At 39.5% G+C, this 20,506-nt stretch carries 18 protein-coding genes; 17 read left to right on the plus strand and 1 reads right to left on the minus strand.

The genetic code is table 11. From position 1 onward, the window contains the following. The first annotated feature begins 8 nt into the window (after positions 1 to 8). The 8 genes from priA to H541_RS11485 all read left to right on the plus strand — a co-directional run bounded on the left by priA (position 9) and on the right by H541_RS11485 (position 10,083). Positions 9 to 2,399, plus strand: a complete 2,391-nt coding sequence (priA, locus tag H541_RS0103795; protein ID WP_022796017.1) for a primosomal protein N' — start codon at positions 9 to 11, stop codon at positions 2,397 to 2,399. 182 nt (positions 2,400 to 2,581) lie between these two features. Beyond that, positions 2,582 to 3,565, plus strand: coding sequence for a methionyl-tRNA formyltransferase (gene fmt / locus H541_RS0103800; RefSeq protein ID WP_022796018.1), 984 nt, complete (start codon positions 2,582 to 2,584; stop codon positions 3,563 to 3,565). Continuing rightward, positions 3,549 to 4,967, plus strand: coding sequence for a 16S rRNA (cytosine(967)-C(5))-methyltransferase RsmB (gene rsmB / locus H541_RS11480; RefSeq protein ID WP_022796019.1), 1,419 nt, complete (start codon positions 3,549 to 3,551; stop codon positions 4,965 to 4,967). The genes fmt and rsmB overlap by 17 nt, the downstream gene beginning before the upstream one ends. A gap of 10 nt (positions 4,968 to 4,977) precedes the next feature. Beyond that, complete coding sequence (locus tag H541_RS0103810) at positions 4,978 to 5,730, plus strand: Stp1/IreP family PP2C-type Ser/Thr phosphatase (RefSeq protein WP_022796020.1); 753 nt, start codon at positions 4,978 to 4,980, stop codon at positions 5,728 to 5,730. Further along, positions 5,727 to 7,784 carry a Stk1 family PASTA domain-containing Ser/Thr kinase gene (gene pknB / locus H541_RS0103815; protein ID WP_022796021.1) on the plus strand — a complete coding sequence of 686 codons (2,058 nt, stop codon included), beginning with the start codon at positions 5,727 to 5,729 and terminating at the stop codon, positions 7,782 to 7,784. Before H541_RS0103810 ends, pknB begins: the two co-directional genes overlap by 4 nt. Before the next feature lie 78 nt (positions 7,785 to 7,862). Beyond that, the gene (gene rsgA / locus H541_RS0103820; protein WP_022796022.1) at positions 7,863 to 8,753 is read left to right on the plus strand and encodes a ribosome small subunit-dependent GTPase A; all 891 of its coding nucleotides are present in this window, start codon (positions 7,863 to 7,865) and stop codon (positions 8,751 to 8,753) included. A 5-nt stretch (positions 8,754 to 8,758) separates the two neighbouring features. After that, on the plus strand, positions 8,759 to 9,409 hold the full coding sequence (gene rpe, locus H541_RS0103825) for a ribulose-phosphate 3-epimerase (RefSeq protein ID WP_022796023.1): 651 nt from the start codon (positions 8,759 to 8,761) through the stop codon (positions 9,407 to 9,409). Continuing rightward, entirely contained in the window at positions 9,406 to 10,083 is a 678-nt protein-coding gene (locus H541_RS11485; protein ID WP_022796024.1) for a thiamine diphosphokinase, read from the plus strand. The genes rpe and H541_RS11485 overlap by 4 nt, the downstream gene beginning before the upstream one ends. A gap of 79 nt (positions 10,084 to 10,162) precedes the next feature. On the opposite strand, the gene rpmB is transcribed toward H541_RS11485, so the two are convergent. Further along, complete coding sequence (gene rpmB, locus H541_RS0103835) at positions 10,163 to 10,351, minus strand: 50S ribosomal protein L28 (RefSeq protein ID WP_022796025.1); 189 nt, start codon at positions 10,349 to 10,351, stop codon at positions 10,163 to 10,165. A 199-nt stretch (positions 10,352 to 10,550) separates the two neighbouring features. Here rpmB and H541_RS0103840 point away from each other — a divergent pair, with 199 nt between their 5' ends. From H541_RS0103840 to H541_RS0103880, 9 genes are all read left to right on the plus strand, one after another. Further along, on the plus strand, positions 10,551 to 10,913 hold the full coding sequence (locus H541_RS0103840) for an Asp23/Gls24 family envelope stress response protein (protein WP_022796026.1): 363 nt from the start codon (positions 10,551 to 10,553) through the stop codon (positions 10,911 to 10,913). A 21-nt stretch (positions 10,914 to 10,934) separates the two neighbouring features. Next, positions 10,935 to 12,608, plus strand: coding sequence for a DAK2 domain-containing protein (locus H541_RS0103845; protein ID WP_022796027.1), 1,674 nt, complete (start codon positions 10,935 to 10,937; stop codon positions 12,606 to 12,608). Positions 12,609 to 12,683: 75 nt separating this feature from the next. After that, a complete protein-coding gene (recG, locus tag H541_RS11490; protein WP_022796028.1) occupies positions 12,684 to 14,681 on the plus strand; it encodes an ATP-dependent DNA helicase RecG in 1,998 nt (665 codons plus the stop codon). Then, a complete protein-coding gene (gene plsX / locus H541_RS0103855; RefSeq protein WP_022796029.1) occupies positions 14,678 to 15,685 on the plus strand; it encodes a phosphate acyltransferase PlsX in 1,008 nt (335 codons plus the stop codon). The genes recG and plsX overlap by 4 nt, the downstream gene beginning before the upstream one ends. Before the next feature lie 173 nt (positions 15,686 to 15,858). After that, positions 15,859 to 16,107 carry an acyl carrier protein gene (acpP, locus tag H541_RS0103860; protein WP_022796030.1) on the plus strand — a complete coding sequence of 83 codons (249 nt, stop codon included), beginning with the start codon at positions 15,859 to 15,861 and terminating at the stop codon, positions 16,105 to 16,107. Between the two features lie 282 nt (positions 16,108 to 16,389). Then, a complete protein-coding gene (locus H541_RS0103865) occupies positions 16,390 to 17,409 on the plus strand; it encodes an ABC transporter ATP-binding protein (RefSeq protein WP_022796031.1) in 1,020 nt (339 codons plus the stop codon). Then, positions 17,409 to 18,350, plus strand: coding sequence for an ATP-binding cassette domain-containing protein (locus tag H541_RS0103870; protein WP_022796032.1), 942 nt, complete (start codon positions 17,409 to 17,411; stop codon positions 18,348 to 18,350). Before H541_RS0103865 ends, H541_RS0103870 begins: the two co-directional genes overlap by 1 nt. Before the next feature lie 2 nt (positions 18,351 to 18,352). Continuing rightward, positions 18,353 to 19,315, plus strand: a complete 963-nt coding sequence (opp4B, locus tag H541_RS0103875; protein ID WP_022796033.1) for an oligopeptide ABC transporter permease — start codon at positions 18,353 to 18,355, stop codon at positions 19,313 to 19,315. A gap of 14 nt (positions 19,316 to 19,329) precedes the next feature. Then, complete coding sequence (locus tag H541_RS0103880; protein ID WP_022796034.1) at positions 19,330 to 20,271, plus strand: ABC transporter permease; 942 nt, start codon at positions 19,330 to 19,332, stop codon at positions 20,269 to 20,271. The last annotated feature ends 235 nt before the right edge of the window (positions 20,272 to 20,506 follow it).

Raw genomic sequence — 20,506 nt, forward strand, 5'->3', positions numbered from 1 at the left:
AAATAGAAATGGCTGAAATAGCTGAAGTTATTGTAGATGTTAAAGCAAGACAGGTCAATCGGCCATTTGATTATCTCATACCACCCGAATATAGTGATACGATTGCCTTAGGAAGCCGGGTAATTGTCCCCTTTGGGCCGCGTAAAGTTCAGGGTTTCGTGGTTCGATTAAAAGCTCAATCTGAAAAAGAGCAAACCTTAAAAGAGATTCTGTACCCAATGGATAGTGAACCGAGCCTTAGTGAGGAGTTAATCCAGTTAGGTCGTTTTATGGCAGATCATTATTTCGCTTTTATGACTCAGTGTTATGAGACCATGTTGCCAAATGCACTTAAATCTAGCTATGACCGTGTTTTTGAATGGCATAATGAGCCAGTTAAAGAGTTAAATATCCATTTACCAATGACTTGGCAAGATGCGCAACAAACAAATTCGCTCAAGACTTTGCTAGCTTTAAAAAAAGACAACAAAGTTCTTTTGACTACAATCGTTAAAGACAAAAAAACGGTAAAAACAGAAACACTAGTTACACGATCTTTAAAGAGAAGCCAATATAAAGACATTTTTGAGTCACTTCGTCCCAATGCCAAAAAGCAACGAGAGTTAGTGATGGCATTATCTCTTCAAACTGCAAAGACAATCACTAAAGAAGCGTTACTGAAGAACTATCCTATCTTGACACAAGCTGATCTCAAAAGCGGTGAGGAGAAAGACTGGCTAACGATTAGTAAACGTGAAGTTTCACGGATGAAACCCATAGAAAGCGATCATTTGACCAGACCTTTAGTTCTTTCCAACGAGCAGCAAGAGGCATATAATCGTGTTTTGCCCACTATTGAGCACAATGAACACCGCGTCTTCTTATTAGAAGGTGTGACGGGGAGTGGTAAAACAGAACTCTACTTACAATGGATCCAAGAGGTACTAAAAAAAGGAAAAACAGCTTTGATGTTGGTCCCAGAAATAGCTTTGACACCGCAGATGACAGCCAGATTTCAGTCCCGCTTTGGTAAAAAAGTAGCCGTATTACATAGTGGATTGTCTAAGGGCGAACGGTTTGATGAGTGGCGTAAGATCAAACGAAAAGAAGCAACTGTCGTGGTTGGTGCTCGAAGTGCAGTCTTCGCTCCTTTAGATTATATTGGTATTATTATTTTGGATGAGGAACATGAGTCTTCTTATCAACAGAGCGAGGTGCCTCATTATCATGCAAGAGATATTGCCATTAGAAGAGGTCAGTATCATGATGCCCCCGTTATATTAGGGAGTGCGACACCATCACTTGAAAGTAGAGCAAGAGCTCAGAAAAAGGTGTATGACCTATTACAATTGAAGCATCGCCCAACCAAACAAAGTCTTCCTGAAGTCCATTTAGTTGATATGCGTGATGCTTTACTAGATAGTGAGGGTCACTTTAGTCAACCCCTTTTAAAAGCTATTAAAGACCGCCTCAAAAAAGAAGAGCAGACTGTTCTTTTATTGAATCGCCGTGGTTTCTCTTCTTATATCATGTGCCGTTCCTGTGGTCATGTCCCAATGTGTCCCAATTGTGATATTTCTTTGACACTTCATTTAGATGATCATTCGTTAAAATGTCATTATTGTGGACACCAAGAACCAGTTCAAAAAGTTTGTCCCCAATGTGGAAGCCATGATATGCGGTATGTCGGTAGCGGGACACAGCAAATTGAAAGAGAGTTAAAACAGCTAATTCCAGACATTAGGGTGACTAGGATGGATTGGGATACAACACGAAAGAAAAACCAACATCAACACTTATTAGAAGAATTTGCTGACCATAGAACTGATGTATTGCTTGGAACACAAATGATTGCAAAAGGACTTGATTACCCTAATGTGACCTTAGTTGGCGTTATTAATGCTGATACTGGTCTTTATCTCCCAGATTTTAGAGCATTTGAGAAAACATTCCAACTATTAACACAAGTGAGTGGACGAGCGGGTCGTGGAGATAAACCGGGGGATGTTTATATCCAAACTTACGATCCTAGTTTCTATGCCATTAGATTAGCCAAAAATCAAGATTATGAAACTTTTTATGAAAGAGAGATGCAATTACGTTATCGTGGCAAATATCCGCCATTTTACTATACAACTTTGTTGAGTATCAGCGCACCACTGGAACAGGAAGCGTTGCGGGTCTCCTACCGGTTAAAGGCACAAATCGAAAAACACATTAGTGAAGACATGATTTTACTAGGACCAAGTCCTAAATCAATTGCAAGGATCAATAACCGATATTACTTTCAAATATTGCTAAAATATAAAAAAATCGATTGTATTGAAGGGGTACTTAAAAAAATCGTTTCAGACACTCAGGCTAAGAATAAGCAAGATGTTTATGTCAAAGTGGAACGAGAACCCCAGAATTTTATGTAGTTGTAGCTCTAATAGTGGCAAGATGAACTATAGAGAGAACAACTAGAAATAATTAACAGAGTCACTAAAAGAAAACAAGAAAAAGACTAACTAAGAAAATAACTAAAAAAATGACCAAGAAACAATTAAGTGAATGAGTAAAAGAACAATGAAAAATTCTCAATCTTGGAAGGAATGTAGCTATGAAACGCATCATATTTATGGGAACACCAGCATTTTCTGCACCAATTCTAGAAACCTTAGTGTCACAATTTGATGTGGTCGCTGCAGTGACGCAACCTGATCGACCAGTTGGTAGGAAACGTCTTTTGACCCCTAGTCCCGTAAAGAAAGTGGCACTAAAACATGGGATAGATGTTTACCAACCAGAAAAGATTACTCAATCAACTGAGCTCGAACAACTGATGGCACTTAAAGCGGATGTGATTGTAACCGCAGCGTTTGGTCAATTCCTACCATCAAAGCTATTAAAAACGCCAACTTTTGGAGCTGTGAATGTTCATGCTTCTCTTCTTCCAGAGTATCGGGGTGGTGCACCAGTCCATTATGCCATCTGGCAAGGAAAGAAAGAGACTGGGATTACTTTTATGCGAATGGTGAAAGAAATGGATGCTGGGAACATCCTCAAGCAATATCGGATCCCCATTTTACCAACGGATGATGTCGGTAGTATGTTTGATAAATTAAGTCAGTTAGCTTGCTTAAAAATCACTGGTTTTTTAGAGGATCTATTTGCTGGAAACATAACAGAGATTAAGCAAGATGAACGTTATATCTCTTATTCTCCAACAATCAAAAAGGAAGAGGAACGTATAGACTGGACTGGATCAGCTCAAGAAATAGACCAAAAAATCAGAGCTTTTAGACCATTTCCTGGAACCTACACCTTCTTAGATGGTCAACGGTTCAAGATTTGGGAGGCAAGTCCTTTATCCGTTGAGCAAACACGACTAGCTCTTGGAAATGATGCAAAGACTGATGTAGGACCGGGGACTTTTGTTAAATTGTCTTCAACTGGATGGCTTGTTCTTTGTGGGAGAAACACTTCTTTAGAACTCAAGCAGGTGCAACCTGCTGGAAAAGGTAAAATGTCTGTAGCAGATTATTTGAACGGTCATGGGAAAAAATGGCAGACTGGGGATAGATTCGATGAAACAAACGAATGATTTAACAAATCTACGGTCCAATGATCCAAGGCACCTTGCCCTATGGATCTTGTACCAAGTAATATATGAGCAAAAAGAAGCTAGCCAGTTGCTAAAGGAGGCAACCGGCAAAGAGAGTCTCAAAGCAGTTGATAAACGCCTGTTGTTGACTCTCGTTTATGGCGTATTAAAACATCATTATGCGTTAAGAGATCGTCTTAAGCCATTACTGAATGTCACCAATTTATCGAATAAGGTCTGGTTGATTCTTGAGATTGCTTTATATCAACTCGTATTTTTGGAACGAGTGCCCAGTCATGCCATTGTCAATGAAGCGGTCAATATGGCGAAGGTCGTTGGTGAAGAAAGAGCGAGTGGGTTGGTCAATGGTGTTTTGCGGAACGTTATTCGCGAAAGTATGACTGATGAAGCTGATAGCTCAAGTGATGACGCAAGAGTGCAACTCTTCACATATGATGATACCGATAAAGGATTGAGTAGGCGGTTTAGTATCCCCCTTAAACTCATCAAACTTTTTAGAATCCAGTATGGGTTGACGGTTACTAAAAAAATGTTGTCCTCATTTGAGACAAATCCCAAATTGTCTTTTAGGGTAGCAAATGAGAAAAGCTCCAGAGAAGCTATGATTCACCGCATGCGAGCTGACGGCTATCCTGTCGAAAAAAGTACGATTGTCGCAACGGGTATCATTGGCTTAGATAGTAGTTTGTTAACCAGCTATTATTTCGATCAGGGATTAATTACGGTTCAGGATGAGAGTTCACAAATTGTGGCATTGAGTCTTAAAACAACAGACGATGCGATTGTCTATGATGCTTGCTCAGCTCCTGGTGGAAAAACAAGCCATATTGCACAATTAGTGCCAAAAGGACATGTGTTCGCAACAGAAATTGCTGACTCTAAAAAGGACCTAATCACTGACAATTTGCAGCGATTGAACCTGTCAGATCGGGTCACTGTCCAAATAGCTGATGCAAGGGAAGCAGATAAGCTATTTGAACCAGAAAAATTTGATGCAGTTTTAATCGATGCCCCATGTAGTGGGATGGGCCTATTGCGGCGTAAGCCTGATATAAGGTATCATAAGACTAACCAGGATATTGTAGCCTTATCTGTTATCCAAAGGGAGATACTGGAGGCAGTCGCTCCGCTTGTTAAAGTGGGTGGCCATTTAGTCTACAGTACTTGTACCTTGACTCAACAAGAAAATCAATTGCAGGTGCTTTCGTTTCTAAAGAATCATCCAGAGTTTGAGGTGTCATCACTTGAAATGATTGAAAGTGTCTCTCCTAGTTTCTTAAAAGAAGCACTTACTCCGGAGGGTTTCTTGGAAATATTACCGCATTATGCCGAAACAGATGGGTTCTTTATTGCAAAATTAGCGAAACGAAACAAACTATAAGAGGTGTCTCATGGAAGTTTACATCAAATCAGATATCGGACAGAAACGTCCTTTGAACGAGGACCGTGCTGGCTACTTTATCAATCAAATACAACAACCGTTATTTATCGTCTGCGATGGTGTCGGAGGACATCAAGCGGGAGAAGTTGCTAGTCAAATGGCCATTGACTTGATTGGGCGTTCGTGGGAAGAAACCGCTTTTTTAGAGCCAACGGAAATGACCGAATGGTTAAAAGAAAATATCGAAAAAAATAACGCTGCTATTTATAAACACGGGCAAGAAAATTTTTCGCTCAAAGGAATGGCAACAACGTTAGTAGCTACAGCTCTATTAGGCGATACATTAGTCGTACTCAATGTTGGAGATAGTAGAGCTTATTTGTATCGGAATGGTGCTACTAATCAAATTACTGAGGATCACTCGTTAGTAAATGAGTTGGTCAAACAGGGTGAATTGACGCCACAAGAAGCGGAGCATCATCCACAAAAAAATGTGATCACCCGTTCTTTAGGGCTAGAATATAATGTACAAGTTGCTGATATTTCTTTAAAAGTGAAGGCAGAAGATATAGTGCTACTTTGTAGCGATGGCCTCTCAGATATCGTGCCATTAGATAAGATCAATGATATCTTGAATGATGAAAAAACACTAGATGAAGCATCATCTGCGTTGATCGATTTAGCAAACAATGCAGGTGGCTTTGATAATATCACGGTGTTATTAGCCAGTGATCTTCAAAATGGGCAGGTGAAAAGTTTATGATCACGATTGGACATAAGTTAGGTGGACGCTATAAAATAATCGATTATATCGGTAGCGGTGGAATGGCTAATGTATATTTAGCTCGAGATCTGATTTTAAACCGGAATGTTGCCGTTAAAGTTTTAAGGTATGATTTCCAGGATAATCGTGATTCTATTCGCCGATTCAAGCGCGAAGCACTATCTGCAACACAACTGAGTCATCCGAATATTGTAGCAGTTTATGATGTAGATGAGGAAGATAATCAACAGTATATTGTGATGGAATATAATGATGGGCAGGACCTTAAGCAATACATCAAAGAGCATGGTCCCCTAAATCCCAAACGGGCAGTTTATATTATGGAGCAATTACTGTCAGCAATGAGTCTTGCCCATCAACACCGCATTATCCATAGAGATATCAAACCACAAAATATCTTGATCGATAAGGAAGACCATGTGCAACTCACTGATTTTGGGATAGCGGTTGCTCTGTCAGATACGACAATCACCCAAACCAATACGTTATTAGGCTCAGTCCATTATTTGTCTCCTGAACAGGCGCGTGGTGGGATGGCAACGGTTAAGTCTGACATCTACGCTTTAGGCATCGTCTTATATGAACTTTTAACAGCAAAAGTTCCTTTTGATGGAGATAGTCCTGTTTCGATAGCTTTGAAGCATTTTCAAGAAGACTTACCAAGCATTCGTGAGATTTATCCTAAAATCCCACAAGCACTCGAAAATGTTATTTTAAAAGCAACAGCAAAGGATCCACTGAATCGTTATAGTAGTTGCGATGAAATGGCAAAAGATATTTCTACTTCTCTTGACCCTGATAGACGGTATGAGAAACGATTCGTACCGAACAATCAATTGGTGAACGGCGATACGAGAGTGCTAAAACCTGTTCCAGAGTTGCTTGCCGAAACAAAAAGACAGCAAGACTTGGAAGAGTCCATGCATGACTTGCAAGCGACTGAATCAGAAGTTGAACCATTAGAGGAAAAAGCAACAGCTAAACAATCTGGACCTAAAAAAAGTCGAAAGCGAAAAATTATCAGTTGGACTTTCTTTGCAGTATTGATGGCTATATTTGCTGCTTTTATCATCTGGATAGTTTTTTATAATAATCGTGAGCAAGAAGTAGCCGTTCCAGATGTGGTGAATTTGACGCAAGCAGAAGCTAAAAGTCAACTTGAAGCTATTGGGTTACAAGTCGGAGATGTGACGGAACAATCATCCGAAGATGTGGATGAGGACCATATCATTAGCACAGACCCTAAAGCAACAGTCGACGTCAAACCAGGATCAACTGTTAACTTAGTAGTCAGTACTGGTAGCGAAACAGTCGAGATGGCTGATTATACAGGTGAAGATTACGAGACGGCTAGAGATGCTTTACGGGCGTTAGGTTTTAATGTCGAACGGTATGAAGAGGCTAGCGATGAGTACTCTCCTGGAAAAGTTATCGCACAGAGCGTTGACGAGGGTGAAAAAGTTAATCCTTCCAAAACGACTGTCGCATTAACGGTTAGCACGGGACAAGAATTGATTACGATAGCTGACTTGTCTGGTTTTAGCCAAACTGCAGTTGAAAATTATGCTAAAACCAATGAACTAACTTTGACTGTGACAGAAGAGAACAATGATGAGATTCCAGCGGGTATTTTGATTTCGCAAAATCCGAAAACAGGTGCACAAGTTGCTAAGGGAAGCGAATTAGCGGTTGTGATTTCTCTAGGTGCAAACGAGCCAGAGACAGAAACATTTAACCGTGTTGTCAAGGTTTCTTACGTACCATCTACAACAGATTCTAATGGAGACAGTGGGGATTCAGATAATTCTGATAATCAAAATAATGAGTCGGGTAATAGTAGTACACAGGCTAATCATGTCGAGATTTATATGGAAGATAATAATAACTCATATGATACCGTTGCTCAGAAATTAGAAATAACTGAAAATACAGAAGTTACACTAATTTTTACCCTTGATAAAGGCAAGAGCGGTCGTTACAAAGTTGTTAGAGATGGTGTGACAGTCGAAGAAAACAATAACGTTAGAAACTAAGATAGTTCAAAAACAATTAATGACAATTTCAAAGAATCTATCAAATGGAATTAGAAGATATCAAGAGAGGGGTGAGCTATGGCAAAGGGGAAAATTATCAGTGCAATTAGTGGGTTTTATGATGTTATGACTGACCAAGGCGATGTTATTAGAACGAAGCCAAGGGGATTATTCAGAAATCAAAAAAAGAAACCTTTCGTAGGTGATCTTGTTCTGTTTGAACCATCAGATAGTGGAGATGGGACGATTACTGACTTATTACCCCGTAAGAATGAGTTGGTCAGGCCTCCAATTGTTAATGTGGATGCTGCTCTCTTAGTGATGTCAGCAGTTTTACCAGTCTTGAATACTTTCCTATTAGACCGCTATTTGGTTTACTTGGAGTCTCTTGATATTAAGCCAATCATTGTGATCAGTAAACACGATTTACTAGCAGCTAAACAAGACCAACTTGCCACAATAAAGAGTTTGATGACAGATTATCAAACGTTAGGCTATGAGACTTTTTTTGTGGATGATCCAAAGTTGTTTCACTATATTGGAGGGTTAAGCAATCAAATTGTGGTGATTATGGGGCAAAGTGGCGTTGGAAAATCAACTTTAGTTAATCGCTGGTTACCCCACTTAAAACTGGAGACACAACCTATATCCGATAGCTTGAATAGAGGGAAGCATACTACTAGGACAGTTAACCTATATCGTTATGGGAAAGCATTTATTGCAGATACACCAGGATTTAGTGATTTTCAGTTGCCTGATATTTCAGTTGAAGAATTAGCAGATTGTTTTGTGGAGTGGCATACAATCAGTCCGATGTGTAAGTTCAAACCCTGTAGCCACTCTCATGAGCCCAAATGTGCTGTAAAAGAGTTTGTCAAAACGAGGCAGTTTTACACGGGTAGATACGAGCATTACCTTAAGATGAAAATAGAAATAGAGAATCAAAAGCCAAGTTACGAAAGGAAATAAGAGAAATGGTTTTAATTGCCCCGTCTTTGTTGAGTGCGGATTTTAAAGTGTTGAAGGAAGAAATCACAATGATTGAACAGAGTGGGGCAGATTGGCTTCATTTTGATGTCATGGATGGCCGTTTTGTTCCTAATATTAGTTTTGGCTTACCTGTTTTAGAGGCGATTAGACCAATTACGACAGTGCCGATAGATTGTCACCTTATGGTCGAAGAACCGAGCAAGCAGATTCCCTTATTTGCGCAAGCGGGAGCAGATTATATCTCTATTCATTTAGAAGCTACTAGCCATATAGATCGTGATCTGTCACTGATCAAAGAGTATGGCTCTAAGACTGGTGTGGTCATTAATCCAGGGACAGCAGTTGAACTATTAAATCCTATCTTACATCGTGTTGATATGGTGTTAGTCATGACTGTTAATCCGGGATTTGGAGGCCAAAGCTTTATTAGTGAAGTCTCTAATAAGGTGGACTGGTTGAAAAAAGAACGTGAAGCAAATGGGTACGATTACCTCATAGAGGTTGATGGTGGTATCAATGTTCAGACAATTCAGTCTGTTAGTAATGCAGATGTCTTTGTTGCCGGCTCTGCTATCTTCAATGCCGCTGATCGTTCTCGTGAAATCACCCTCTTAAGAGAGAAGGCTGAAAAATGATTCATGTTGTCTTAGGTGGTCCTGACCCTGCTCTTACAATGATTGATTTCAGTCCAAATGACTTGGTCGTTGGTGTTGACCGAGGAGCAATGCGGTTATTGGATCAAAACTTTTCAGTTGATCTGGCAGTCGGTGATTTTGATTCGGTATCAGAAGAGGAGTTTAATACTATTGCATCAGTTGCCAGAAAAGTAGTCCGACTTAAGCCTGAAAAGGACGATACGGATACCGAGTATGCTTTAAAAATGATTGCAGATATGAATCGTTCTGATGATATTATGCTCTATGGGGCCTTCAAGGGAAGACTTGATCATACGTTGTCTAATATCTGGCTTGGTTATCAACCTCGTTTTGCCAGTATTTTGACTCGACTACACTATAGAAGTCAAAGAGCTATCGGTTGCTTTTTTACACCAGGAACCCATCTAGTGACGCAATATAAGAATTGGAAGTATCTTTCCTTTATCAGTTTAACCCCTATCAAGGGATTGACTCTTGATGGAAGTAAATATCCGTTAGATAATGTTGATCTTTCGTATCCAATGGCATTGATCAGTAATGAGTTTCTGCCAAGTCATCCAGTTAATAAGGAAAAAGGGGCAGAGAAATCTTTACAGATGACTCTTTCATTTGAAGAAGGGACTATCTTGATGCTTCAAACGATTGATGATTAGTTGTTACTTCACTGCTTAAAAAGAACACAAAAAAACCTCGCGAAAGCGAGGCTTTTTTGTCAAAAAGTATAGCAAAGAATCAAACGCGGGTTACTTTACCCGATTTTAATGCCCGAGCGGAAACCCATACTCTTTTAGGTTTACCATCAACTAAGATGCGGACTTTTTGCAAGTTTGGTTTAAAAGTTCTTCTAGTCGCATTCAATGCGTGAGAACGGTTATTACCTGATCTTGATTTGCGACCAGTAACGAAACATTCTTTAGCCATTGTTATCCTCCTTTTTGCTTGAGGTTTAAAACAGATACTCACATACCAAGTCAATTTACCATATTTTTCCCGTTAGCGCAAGCAAACGATTCATTTTGTACTTTTGAGGGGATAATGATATAATATCTTGGAGTTTGACAGAGCACGTGATATGTTATACTAAACTAGTATAGAGATGCAAACATAAGGAGGCACATTCATGGCTGTTAAAATTGAAACAAATAATGGCATTATCGATCTTGACAATGATGTGATTGCAACTGTAGTTGGTGTAGCTGCAACAGATAATTACGGTGTCATCGGAATGGCCAGTAAAAAGCAAATTAGAGATAATTTGATTGAAATCTTAAAAAAAGAAAATTATTCTCGCGGTGTCGTAATCAGTCAGGATGGCGATAACGTAGTCGTTGATGTTTATATTATTGTTGCGTATGGTACGAAAATTTCAGAGATTTGTCGTAATGTTCAGCAACAAGTTAAATATAATTTGGAAACATTGTTGGGGATCGCAGCTGAGCAAGTGAACATTCACGTGCAAGGTGTCCGGTTACTTGAACAATAATGGTGGTGCAGGGAGGCAATCATGGTAAAAAACAAGTTAACAGTTGAAGATTTAGAAAATATGATCCAATTGGGGAATGAGAGACTAACTGATAATGCAGAGTTGGTCAATTCTCTTAATGTGTTCCCCGTTCCCGATGGTGATACAGGGACAAATATGAATCTGTCTTTTACTTCAGGGAGTGATCGGGTCATTTCTAATGGGGCGACGACCGTTGGGGATATGGCAAATGATCTTGCAAAGGGATTGCTGATGGGAGCACGAGGCAATTCTGGGGTTATCTTATCTCAACTATTCCGTGGTTTTTCACAATCTTTGGCAGGAAAAGATACAGTTGATGCCATTGGCCTTGCGGCTGCTTTCCAAAAGGGTGTGGAGACGGCTTATCAAGCAGTGATGAAACCGGTTGAGGGTACTATTTTAACTGTAGCTCGTGAGTCTGCAGCAGAAGCCGAAAAGGCAGCAAACGAAACAGGGGACTGTGTTGCTGTTGTTAAATCCTTAGTGAAAGGTGCCCAGATTTCTCTAGATCACACACCTGAATTACTATCAGTCCTTAAAGAAGTCGGTGTTGTTGATTCAGGTGGTCAGGGGTTGACCTTTATTTATGAAGGATTTTACGAAGCATTGACTGGTCAACGTCCTACTAGAGCGGTAGCCTCTACTAAAGTTGACTTAACCTCCGTGGCACATCATGAATTTGTTGATGTAGCTCATGCGTCTACTGGAGACATTAAGTACGGTTATTGTACTGAGATAATGGTTCAAATTGGAGAAGGTGAGACGGTTTGTGACACCTTCGACTATGATATTTTTAGAAATTATTTAAATGAACTAGGGGACTCTTTATTAGTCGTTGCAGATGATGAAATCATCAAAGTGCATGTTCATACCGAGCGTCCAGGAAACGTCATGAATTATGGACAACGTTTTGGCTCACTTGTCAAAGTTAAAGTTGATAATATGAGATTGCAAAATAATGACTTTATTAAGAAAGATTCTACTAAAGAAATTCTTGAAAAGAGTATAGAACCTCAAAAAGAATATGCCATCATTGCAATTGCTAGTGGTGAAGGTGTTGGAGAATTATTCAAATCTGTTGGTGTCACTAATTTGATCAGTGGTGGTCAAACAATGAATCCATCTACAGAAGATATTTGTAAAGAAATCGAAAAAACAAATGCCAAAAATGTCATTATTTTACCTAATAACAAGAATATCTTTATGGCTGCTAATCAGGCAGCGGAAGTCCTAGGAGATTATGTCAAAGTCGTTTTAACAAAGAGTATTCCATTAGGATTAGCGGCTATGCTTGGCTTTAATCCACAAGCGACACTTGCAGAAAATGTTGCCTCTATGACAGAAACAATTTCTTATGTCAAAAGCGGTCAGATCACAACTGCCATTAGAGATACTGTGATTGATTCAGTTGAAATCCATAAAAATGACTTTATGAGTATCGTGGATGGCGCGATTATTGCTAGCGTACCAGAAGAAAAAGAGGCATTAACAACTGCCTTATTAGCGATGTTAGATGAAGAAAGTGAAATCGTGACGATTATCGTTGGAGAGCAAGGTTCTACGGAAATCGCAAATGAAGTCGCAGAGAAATTACTAGCAGAAGATGATAATCTCGAAGTTGAGGTTCATACGGGGAATCAACCTGTGTATCAATATCTGTTCTCTGTCGAATAATCAGATCAAAGCTGGTGGTCTATGCCTATTAATAGGCATAGACCTTTTCTATCTTATAATGGGAGGCGTGAAAAAATGACAGGCTCATTGAATGATTCAGTTAGCGACTTGACTGGTGTAGGTCCTAAAAGAGAACAGGCTCTAAATGATCTAGGCATCGCAACCATAAAAGACCTTATCCTCTATTTTCCGTTTCGTTACAACGATATTAGGGAACGTTCATTGGCCACCGTAAATGACGGTGATAAGGTCTTGTTAAAAGGGTCGCGCATCAGTGATGTTACTGTCAGCTATTTTGGTAGGCGAAAAAACCGCTTAGCCTATCGCATGCTCGTCAATGATGAGCCTATCCAAGTTGTTTTTTTTAATCAACCCTACTTGAAGGATAAAATCAATCAACAAGATGAACTAGCTATTTATGGTAGATGGGAAGCTGCCAAACAAACCTTATTAGGTATTAGAGTGGTCGGTGGGGCGTCAGATACAGACGGTCAGGATTTTGAAGCCGTTTATCCTGCGTCTAATGCTATCAAATCACAGACAATCAAAAATTTAGTGATAGAGTGCTTCAAACGCTATAAAGACTGTATTAAAGATCCAATTCCAAGCTATTATTTACGACCGTATGATTTTATGTCGTTTAAAAAGGCTTATTTTGAAATGCATTTCAAAACGGATGATAAAGTGGCAAAAAAGGCAAGAGAACAACTCGTTTTTTATGAGTTTCTGACCTATCAACTAAAACTATTGCACTTGAAATATGAACGCGAAAAGGCACACAATGAAGCTGCGGTAGTAGCTTATGATCTCAGTCGTTTAAAAGATATCATCTCTCATATTCCGTTTGAACTAACAGATGGGCAAAAGCAAATCATCAATAGTATTTGTCGAGATCTACTAGCACCATATCCTATGAATCGCTTATTACAAGGAGATGTTGGAAGCGGGAAAACGGTCGTTGCATTTGTAGTTATGGGAGCTGTTTTTACAAGTTCTGGACAGGCAGTATTGATGGCTCCAACCGAATTGTTGGCAGAGCAACATTATCAATCGGCTCTTCGTTTTTTTGAAGGAACACCTTACAACATTGCCCTATTGACAGGTTCAACAAAACCAAAAGACAGACGGCAGATCTTGTTGGGACTAAAAACAGGTGAAATTAGTGGCCTAATAGGAACTCATGCCGTTTTCCAGGATGAGGTCGTGTTCGATAGGTTGCAGTTAGCAATCATCGATGAGCAACACCGCTTTGGCGTTAAGCAGCGACAACAATTGATTGACAAGGGAGAAGCAGTCAATACATTAGTGATGACAGCAACTCCTATTCCCCGAACATTAGCTATCACTCTTTATGGAGATTTGGATGTTAGCCAATTGAAAGAAATGCCAGCAGGCCGTCAGAAAATCACGACTAGGTGGGTGAGAGCTAAGCAACTTGATCGTGTTTATCCCTTTATTTTGAGGGAAATCGAAAATGGTCGCCAAGCTTATGTCATCTCTCCGTTAATCGAAGAGTCACAAAACTCTGACCGAGAAAATGCTACGGCGATTTTTAACGGCTTGAAGACGCTTTTTCCGAGTCATATTAGACTAGGGTTGTTACATGGGCGTTTAGATGTCTCAACGCGTCAAGAAATTATGGCACAGTTTAAGAATCATGAGATTGATGTGTTAGTCTCTACGACAGTGATTGAAGTTGGTGTTGATGTTCCAAATGCCACTATTATGTTAATATATAATGCAGATCAGTTCGGTCTATCTCAGCTTCATCAACTTAGAGGAAGGGTTGGCAGAGGAAAGCACAAATCCTATTGCATCTTATCTGCGAATCCTAAAACTGAAACTGGGAAGGAACGGATGCAGATCATGTGCCATAGTCAAGACGGCTTCTATCTTAGTCAACGGGATTTAGAGATGAGAGGACCAGGTGAGATTTTCGGCGAACGCCAATCTGGCCTACCCGAATTTAAAGTTGGAGACTTGATCAATGATGCTGATATGATGATTGCCGCTGCTGACCGTGCGCATGACTTGATTATGACAAACCAGATAGAAAAGGAGCTTGACCTATGAAATTAGCAATAGACGCTATGGGTGGCGACTATGCCCCAAAAGCAATAGTAGAAGCTGTTAACGAATCTGCAAGGACTCACCCCACAGTCACTTTTACATTGTTTGGGGATCAAACCCAAATCGAAGCTTTTTTAACTCCCAATTCCAATATTGAAATCGTCCACACGATGGATAAAATAGCCAGTGATGCTGAACCAGTGAAGGCAGTTCGCCGTCAGAAAAACGCCTCAATGGTTTTAGCGGCCCAATCGGTCAAGGATGGGGAATCGGATGCTTTTATTTCAGCAGGGAATTCAGGAGCATTATTAGCTAGTGGCTTGTTGATTGTTGGAAGGCTTAAGGGAATTGATCGCCCAGCTTTGATGCCGATTATCCCAGCTTTCTCGAAAGACCATCAACACTTTATACTTGCGGATGCTGGTGCCAATGCTGACTGTAAACCTAAAAACTTATTACAGTTTGCCATCTTAGGTCACTGTTATGCCAAACAATACCTGAAGATTGCTAACCCAAGAATCGGTTTAATCAATAACGGGGCTGAAGCTTCTAAGGGAAATGAATTAAGCAAAGAAGCCTTTGCATTGCTAAAAGAAGAAAAAGAATTGAACTTTATAGGTAATGTGGAAGCTAGGTATTTATTGAACGGTGTTTGTGATGTTGCTGTAACGGATGGCTTTACTGGAAATGCCATCTTGAAGACCACCGAAGGAACAGCTCTTACCTTGTTTAAAGAACTTAAACAAGCTGTTTTAACGAGCGGAATAAGAGGCAAGTTAGGCGGGCTATTATTAAAGCCAGCTTTGAAACAACTAGATAGTAGTTTAGATTATCAAAAGGGCGGTGGTGCCTTGCTACTTGGGCTAAAGGCTCCGGTCATCAAAACACATGGTTCTGCTCAATCAGAGACCGTTATTGCTACGCTTGAACAGGCAATCTCAATCATAGACTCACATATTGTTTCTAGTGTGGAGGAAGCCTTGACGGTTGCAAATTCATCTATCTGATGTTTTAAAAGAGTCTACTATTGTTGACAGCGTTAAAAAAGATGGACAAACATTTAGGAGTTAAGTAAAATAGTTGTGTATGAAATTACGCAATAAGTTACTATTAAAATGAGAGATTATCTAAAATGAGCGATCATCATTAAGAGTTACTTTTCATTTAAGGAGGCATATCAATGTCATACGAAGAAATATACAATCAACTGAGTCAACTAGTTGCTGAGCGGTTTTATTTAGAGCAAGAAGATATCAAACCTGAAACAACTTTTCAACACGATTTAGGTGCAGATTCTCTAGATATTGTTGAATTGGTGATGGCGTTGGAAGATCAATTTGGTCTTCAAATCGATGATGAAGATGCTGAAAAAATACTAACAGTAGGAGACGCAGCCCATTATATTGACGAACAACGTCGATCGGCTTAAGCGCTACTCCCTTACAGTTATAAGTTTTTTTACGATGAGCACCTTTTTAAATTATGACGGTTGTGGCTAATAAGAGTCACAGCCTCTTTTTATTTTGGGGATGCTGAAATCGTCTATAGCAAGGATTATCACGGAACTGTTACTGACAAATAGATGATAGTTATGTTAGAATGGCAAAATATCGATGAAAAGATGATTAACTCATGATTGAAATGCATTGCATATTTTTATATAATGGAAAGCGTACTACTTTACCGAGAGAGTAGGAATGGAGGAAGATATATGAGTAATGGCAAGCCACTATTGGAAGTCAACGATCTGCATACAGGTTTTCGGATCCGTGATAACTATTATGATGCCGTTGATGGTGTGTCGTTCACTTTGGACAAGAACGAGATACTTGCTATTGTAGGAGAGTCTGGTTGCGGAAAATCAACTTTGGCTACGACAATAATGGGACTACATAATAAAAATAACACTAAAACATCTGGAGAGGTCATCTATAAAGATACAAACTTGATTAATTTGAGTGAAGTTCTTTATAACCGCATCAGGGGTTATGATATTGGCATGATTTTTCAGGATCCATTGGCGTCATTAAATCCGCTGATGACGATCGGTAAGCAAATCGAAGAAGTATTGGTTTACCATACTAAGATGAAAGAAAAAGAGCGTCATGCCCGTGTCTTAGAGCTTTTGGATCAAGTAGGATTGTCGAATCCAGAACGTGTTGCAAAACAATATCCCCATGAGCTTTCTGGTGGGATGCGACAACGGATTTGTATTGCGATAGCATTGGCTTGTAAACCCCCAATTATCATCGCAGACGAACCGACGACTGCTCTTGATGTGACGATCCAAGCTCAAATATTAGATTTATTAAATGATATTCAAAAAGAAACTGAATCTGGTATTATTTTGATTACACATGATTTAGGGGTAGTAGCAGAAACTGCTGATCGTGTAGCTGTGATGTATGCCGGTCAATTTGTGGAGATTGCCTCAGCTGAAGAGTTGTTTACAAACCCATTACATCCTTATACACGTTCTTTATTGAAGTCGATTCCTCAAGGAGACGATGACATTTCTGGAGAAGCAGCGACTGAAGAGCTACACGTGATTCAAGGAACAGTGCCAACTCTTGCTAAGTTACCACGTAAAGGGTGTCGTTTCGCACACCGTATACCTTGGATACCTGCAGATGCACATGAAGAAAATCCTGAATTGCATGAAGTCAGTCCAAACCATTTTGTGAGATGTACTTGCTATAAACATTTCCATTTTGAAGAGGGGGATGCGTAGTGGCAATTATTGAAATAGAAGATTTAAAGGTCCATTATCCTATAAGAAGTGGCTTCTGGAATCGTATTACTGATCAAGTCTATGCGGTTGATGGTGTCAATATGACGATTGAGTCCGGTAAAACTTATGGCTTAGTTGGCGAATCTGGTTCTGGGAAATCTACCATTGGTAAGGCCATTGTCGGTCTTGAAAAGGCCACTTCTGGTAAAATTTTATATAACGGTGAAGATGTGACAAAACGTGCGCCTTCACACTATAAAGATTACAATCGAAATATTCAAATGATATTTCAAGATTCATTATCGAGCTTTAATCCAAAAAAACGGATCATCGACATCATTGCTGAACCGATCCGTAATTTTGAACGCCTATCTCCTGCAGAGGAAAAGAAAGAAGTTATTAAATTACTAGAAACAATCGGATTATCTGAGGAAGCATTATTGAAGTATCCTCATGAGTTTTCTGGCGGTCAAAGGCAACGTATTGGAGTTGCAAGGGCGATTGCTTCAAATCCGAAATTGATTATTGCAGACGAACCAGTCTCTGCACTTGACTTGTCAGTACAGGCACAAGTTTTGAATTACATGAAACGCATTCAACAAGAGTATGATCTCAGTTTCTTGTTCATCTCACATGATTTGGGTGTTGTGAAACACATGTGTGACTATTTATCAATCATGTACCATGGTCGTTTTGTTGAGACAGGCACGCGTGAAGATATTTATAAGAACCCACAACATATCTATACGAAGCGGCTTTTATCAGCTATCCCAGTGATTGATCCAGTCAATCGCGAGCTTCATAAAGAGAGAAGAAAAGAAACCGAAAGACTTTATCAAGAAGAGTATCATAAGTATTATGATGAAAAAGGTCGCGTTTTTGATCTGCTTCCATTAACTGATACACATTTTGTAGCGACTCATGCTGGAGGTGACTTGTAGCCATGTGGAAAACAATTTTTAGACGTATTTTGATGATGATTCCGCAAATCATTATCTTAAGTGTGCTAGTATTTGCCTTAGCTCAAGCGATGCCAGGAGACCCTTTTACAGGGATGATCACTAATGATACACCTGTTGAAGCTATTGAAGCATTGAGGGAACGTGCAGGATTGAATGATCCGTTACCTGTTCAGTATGTGAGATGGGTCGGTAATGCCGTCAAAGGTGATTTTGGTAGCAGTTATACTTATAAGATTCCTGTGGTTCGTTTGATCGGTGAACGTATCGGAAATACGATTTGGCTATCCTTAGTCACTTTGATCTTGACTTATTTGATCGCTTTACCATTAGGATTACTAGCTGGTCGTTTCCAAAACACTTGGATTGATAAAGTTATCGTGGTGTATACCTTCATCACTTACTCTATCCCAATTTTTGTATTCGCACTCTTATTATTATGGTGGTTTGGGTATCACTTGAACTGGTTCCCAACACGGGGTTCAGTTCAATCAGGATTAGTCCCAGGAACGATGGAGTATATATGGAGCAAATTCTATCATTTACTATTGCCAGCCTTTACGATGGCAATACTATCAACGACTGGTACAATCCAGTACTTGAGAACTGGTGTGATTGATGCTAAAAGTCAAGACTATGTGCGGACTGCTCGTTCAAAAGGTGTCCCTGAAAACAAAGTCTACACAAGACATATTTTCAGAAATTCTCTATTACCGATTGCTGCTTTCTTGGGTTATGATATCACAGGATTGATTGCTGGTTCAGTATTTATCGAGCAAATTTTCGCTTACCCAGGGATGGGGAATTTGTTCATTAGTTCGATTGGTCAGCGAGATTATTCCGTTATCACAGCGTTACTCTTACTATTTGGTCTGACAACACTATTTGGAACTTTGTTATCAGATATCATTATGAGTATCGTTGACCCAAGAATCAGAATACAATAGGGGGAGGGAATAGGATGGAAAACCGTAATCAAGAAATACTAGTTGAACAACAAATCGGGCCTGAATCTCCTGAACCTGAAGATAATCAAAAATTAGCGACCACTGGCTTTCAAGTTGTCGTTCGTGAATTTTTGAAAGATAAAGTCGCTTTGGTTTCAGTAGTGGTCCTAGTTCTGATTCTACTTTTGGCTTTCGTAGGATCACTATTTTTAGATAAAGACTCTGTTACTAAAATTGATATTCTCAGTCGTTACACCCCTTGGGGACAGGATGGTTTTATTTTAGGTACCGATGAAGGTGGTCGTGACGTTTTTGGACTATTGATCATCGGAGCCCGCAATTCAATCATGATAGGCTTTTTAATCACCGTTTTCACCTCATTAATTGGGATTATCTATGGGTTGATCAGTGGCTACTTTGGTGGCATGACTGATGTGATCATGATGAGAGTTGTCGACTTCATTATGATTCTACCGACAACTATGATTATTATCGTGCTGATTGTTATCTTACCATACAATAATGTTTGGACGTTCACTGCTATTATGAGTGCCTTTTATTGGACGGGTAAAGCAAGATTGATTCGTAGTCGTGTGTTATCTGAAGTCTCCTTAGATTATGTCAATGCCTCAAAAACGTTGGGGTCTGGTAATATCATGATTATGTTCCGTGAAGTTTTGCCAAATATTAGTTCGTTGATCATCGTTAACTTGACACTTAGTTTTGCAGGTAATATCGGAATTGAAACTGGATTGAGTTACCTCGGTTTTGGGTTACCACCTAATGTACCAAGTTTAGGTACCTTAATTGGTTATGCTAATAATGCTGATATCATTGAGAACAAGCAATGGTTATGGATGCCTGCTTCATTGTTAATTTTAGTTATGATGTTATGTATCAACTATATTGGACAAGCTATGCAACGGGTGGCTGACTCTAAACAACGTTTAGGCTGATGTCTAATCAGAAACCTCTTGTGTCATAAAAAAGATAACCTGAGAAGGTTGCATAAGGTTGCATAGGGTTGCATAAAGTTGTATAAATTTGCATAAGAAGTTTAGGGAAGGGTTGTGATATTAATATCACAACTTTTTTTGGTTCTACGTCAAATAGTGTTGTTACAGTTAAATCACTTAAGGAAACGCCCCGGCGTTTCTTTTTTTTCTAAATAATTTGGCAGATATTTTGCTG

Origin of the sequence: Bavariicoccus seileri WCC 4188 (assembly GCF_000421665.1) — a bacterium.
Taxonomy (GTDB): domain Bacteria; phylum Bacillota; class Bacilli; order Lactobacillales; family Aerococcaceae; genus Bavariicoccus; species Bavariicoccus seileri.

What these genes read in the sequence shown, in the direction of transcription:
- priA (WP_022796017.1), top strand. Translation starts at nt 9, where the DNA reads ATGGCTGAAATAGCTGAAGTTATTGTAGATGTTAAAGCAAGACAGGTC.
- fmt (WP_022796018.1), top strand. Translation starts at nt 2,582, where the DNA reads ATGAAACGCATCATATTTATGGGAACACCAGCATTTTCTGCACCAATT.
- rsmB (WP_022796019.1), top strand. Translation starts at nt 3,549, where the DNA reads ATGAAACAAACGAATGATTTAACAAATCTACGGTCCAATGATCCAAGG.
- H541_RS0103810 (WP_022796020.1), top strand. Translation starts at nt 4,978, where the DNA reads ATGGAAGTTTACATCAAATCAGATATCGGACAGAAACGTCCTTTGAAC.
- pknB (WP_022796021.1), top strand. Translation starts at nt 5,727, where the DNA reads ATGATCACGATTGGACATAAGTTAGGTGGACGCTATAAAATAATCGAT.
- rsgA (WP_022796022.1), top strand. Translation starts at nt 7,863, where the DNA reads ATGGCAAAGGGGAAAATTATCAGTGCAATTAGTGGGTTTTATGATGTT.
- rpe (WP_022796023.1), top strand. Translation starts at nt 8,759, where the DNA reads ATGGTTTTAATTGCCCCGTCTTTGTTGAGTGCGGATTTTAAAGTGTTG.
- H541_RS11485 (WP_022796024.1), top strand. Translation starts at nt 9,406, where the DNA reads ATGATTCATGTTGTCTTAGGTGGTCCTGACCCTGCTCTTACAATGATT.
- rpmB (WP_022796025.1), bottom strand. Translation starts at nt 10,351, where the DNA reads ATGGCTAAAGAATGTTTCGTTACTGGTCGCAAATCAAGATCAGGTAAT.
- H541_RS0103840 (WP_022796026.1), top strand. Translation starts at nt 10,551, where the DNA reads ATGGCTGTTAAAATTGAAACAAATAATGGCATTATCGATCTTGACAAT.
- H541_RS0103845 (WP_022796027.1), top strand. Translation starts at nt 10,935, where the DNA reads ATGGTAAAAAACAAGTTAACAGTTGAAGATTTAGAAAATATGATCCAA.
- recG (WP_022796028.1), top strand. Translation starts at nt 12,684, where the DNA reads ATGACAGGCTCATTGAATGATTCAGTTAGCGACTTGACTGGTGTAGGT.
- plsX (WP_022796029.1), top strand. Translation starts at nt 14,678, where the DNA reads ATGAAATTAGCAATAGACGCTATGGGTGGCGACTATGCCCCAAAAGCA.
- acpP (WP_022796030.1), top strand. Translation starts at nt 15,859, where the DNA reads ATGTCATACGAAGAAATATACAATCAACTGAGTCAACTAGTTGCTGAG.
- H541_RS0103865 (WP_022796031.1), top strand. Translation starts at nt 16,390, where the DNA reads ATGAGTAATGGCAAGCCACTATTGGAAGTCAACGATCTGCATACAGGT.
- opp4B (WP_022796033.1), top strand. Translation starts at nt 18,353, where the DNA reads ATGTGGAAAACAATTTTTAGACGTATTTTGATGATGATTCCGCAAATC.
- H541_RS0103880 (WP_022796034.1), top strand. Translation starts at nt 19,330, where the DNA reads ATGGAAAACCGTAATCAAGAAATACTAGTTGAACAACAAATCGGGCCT.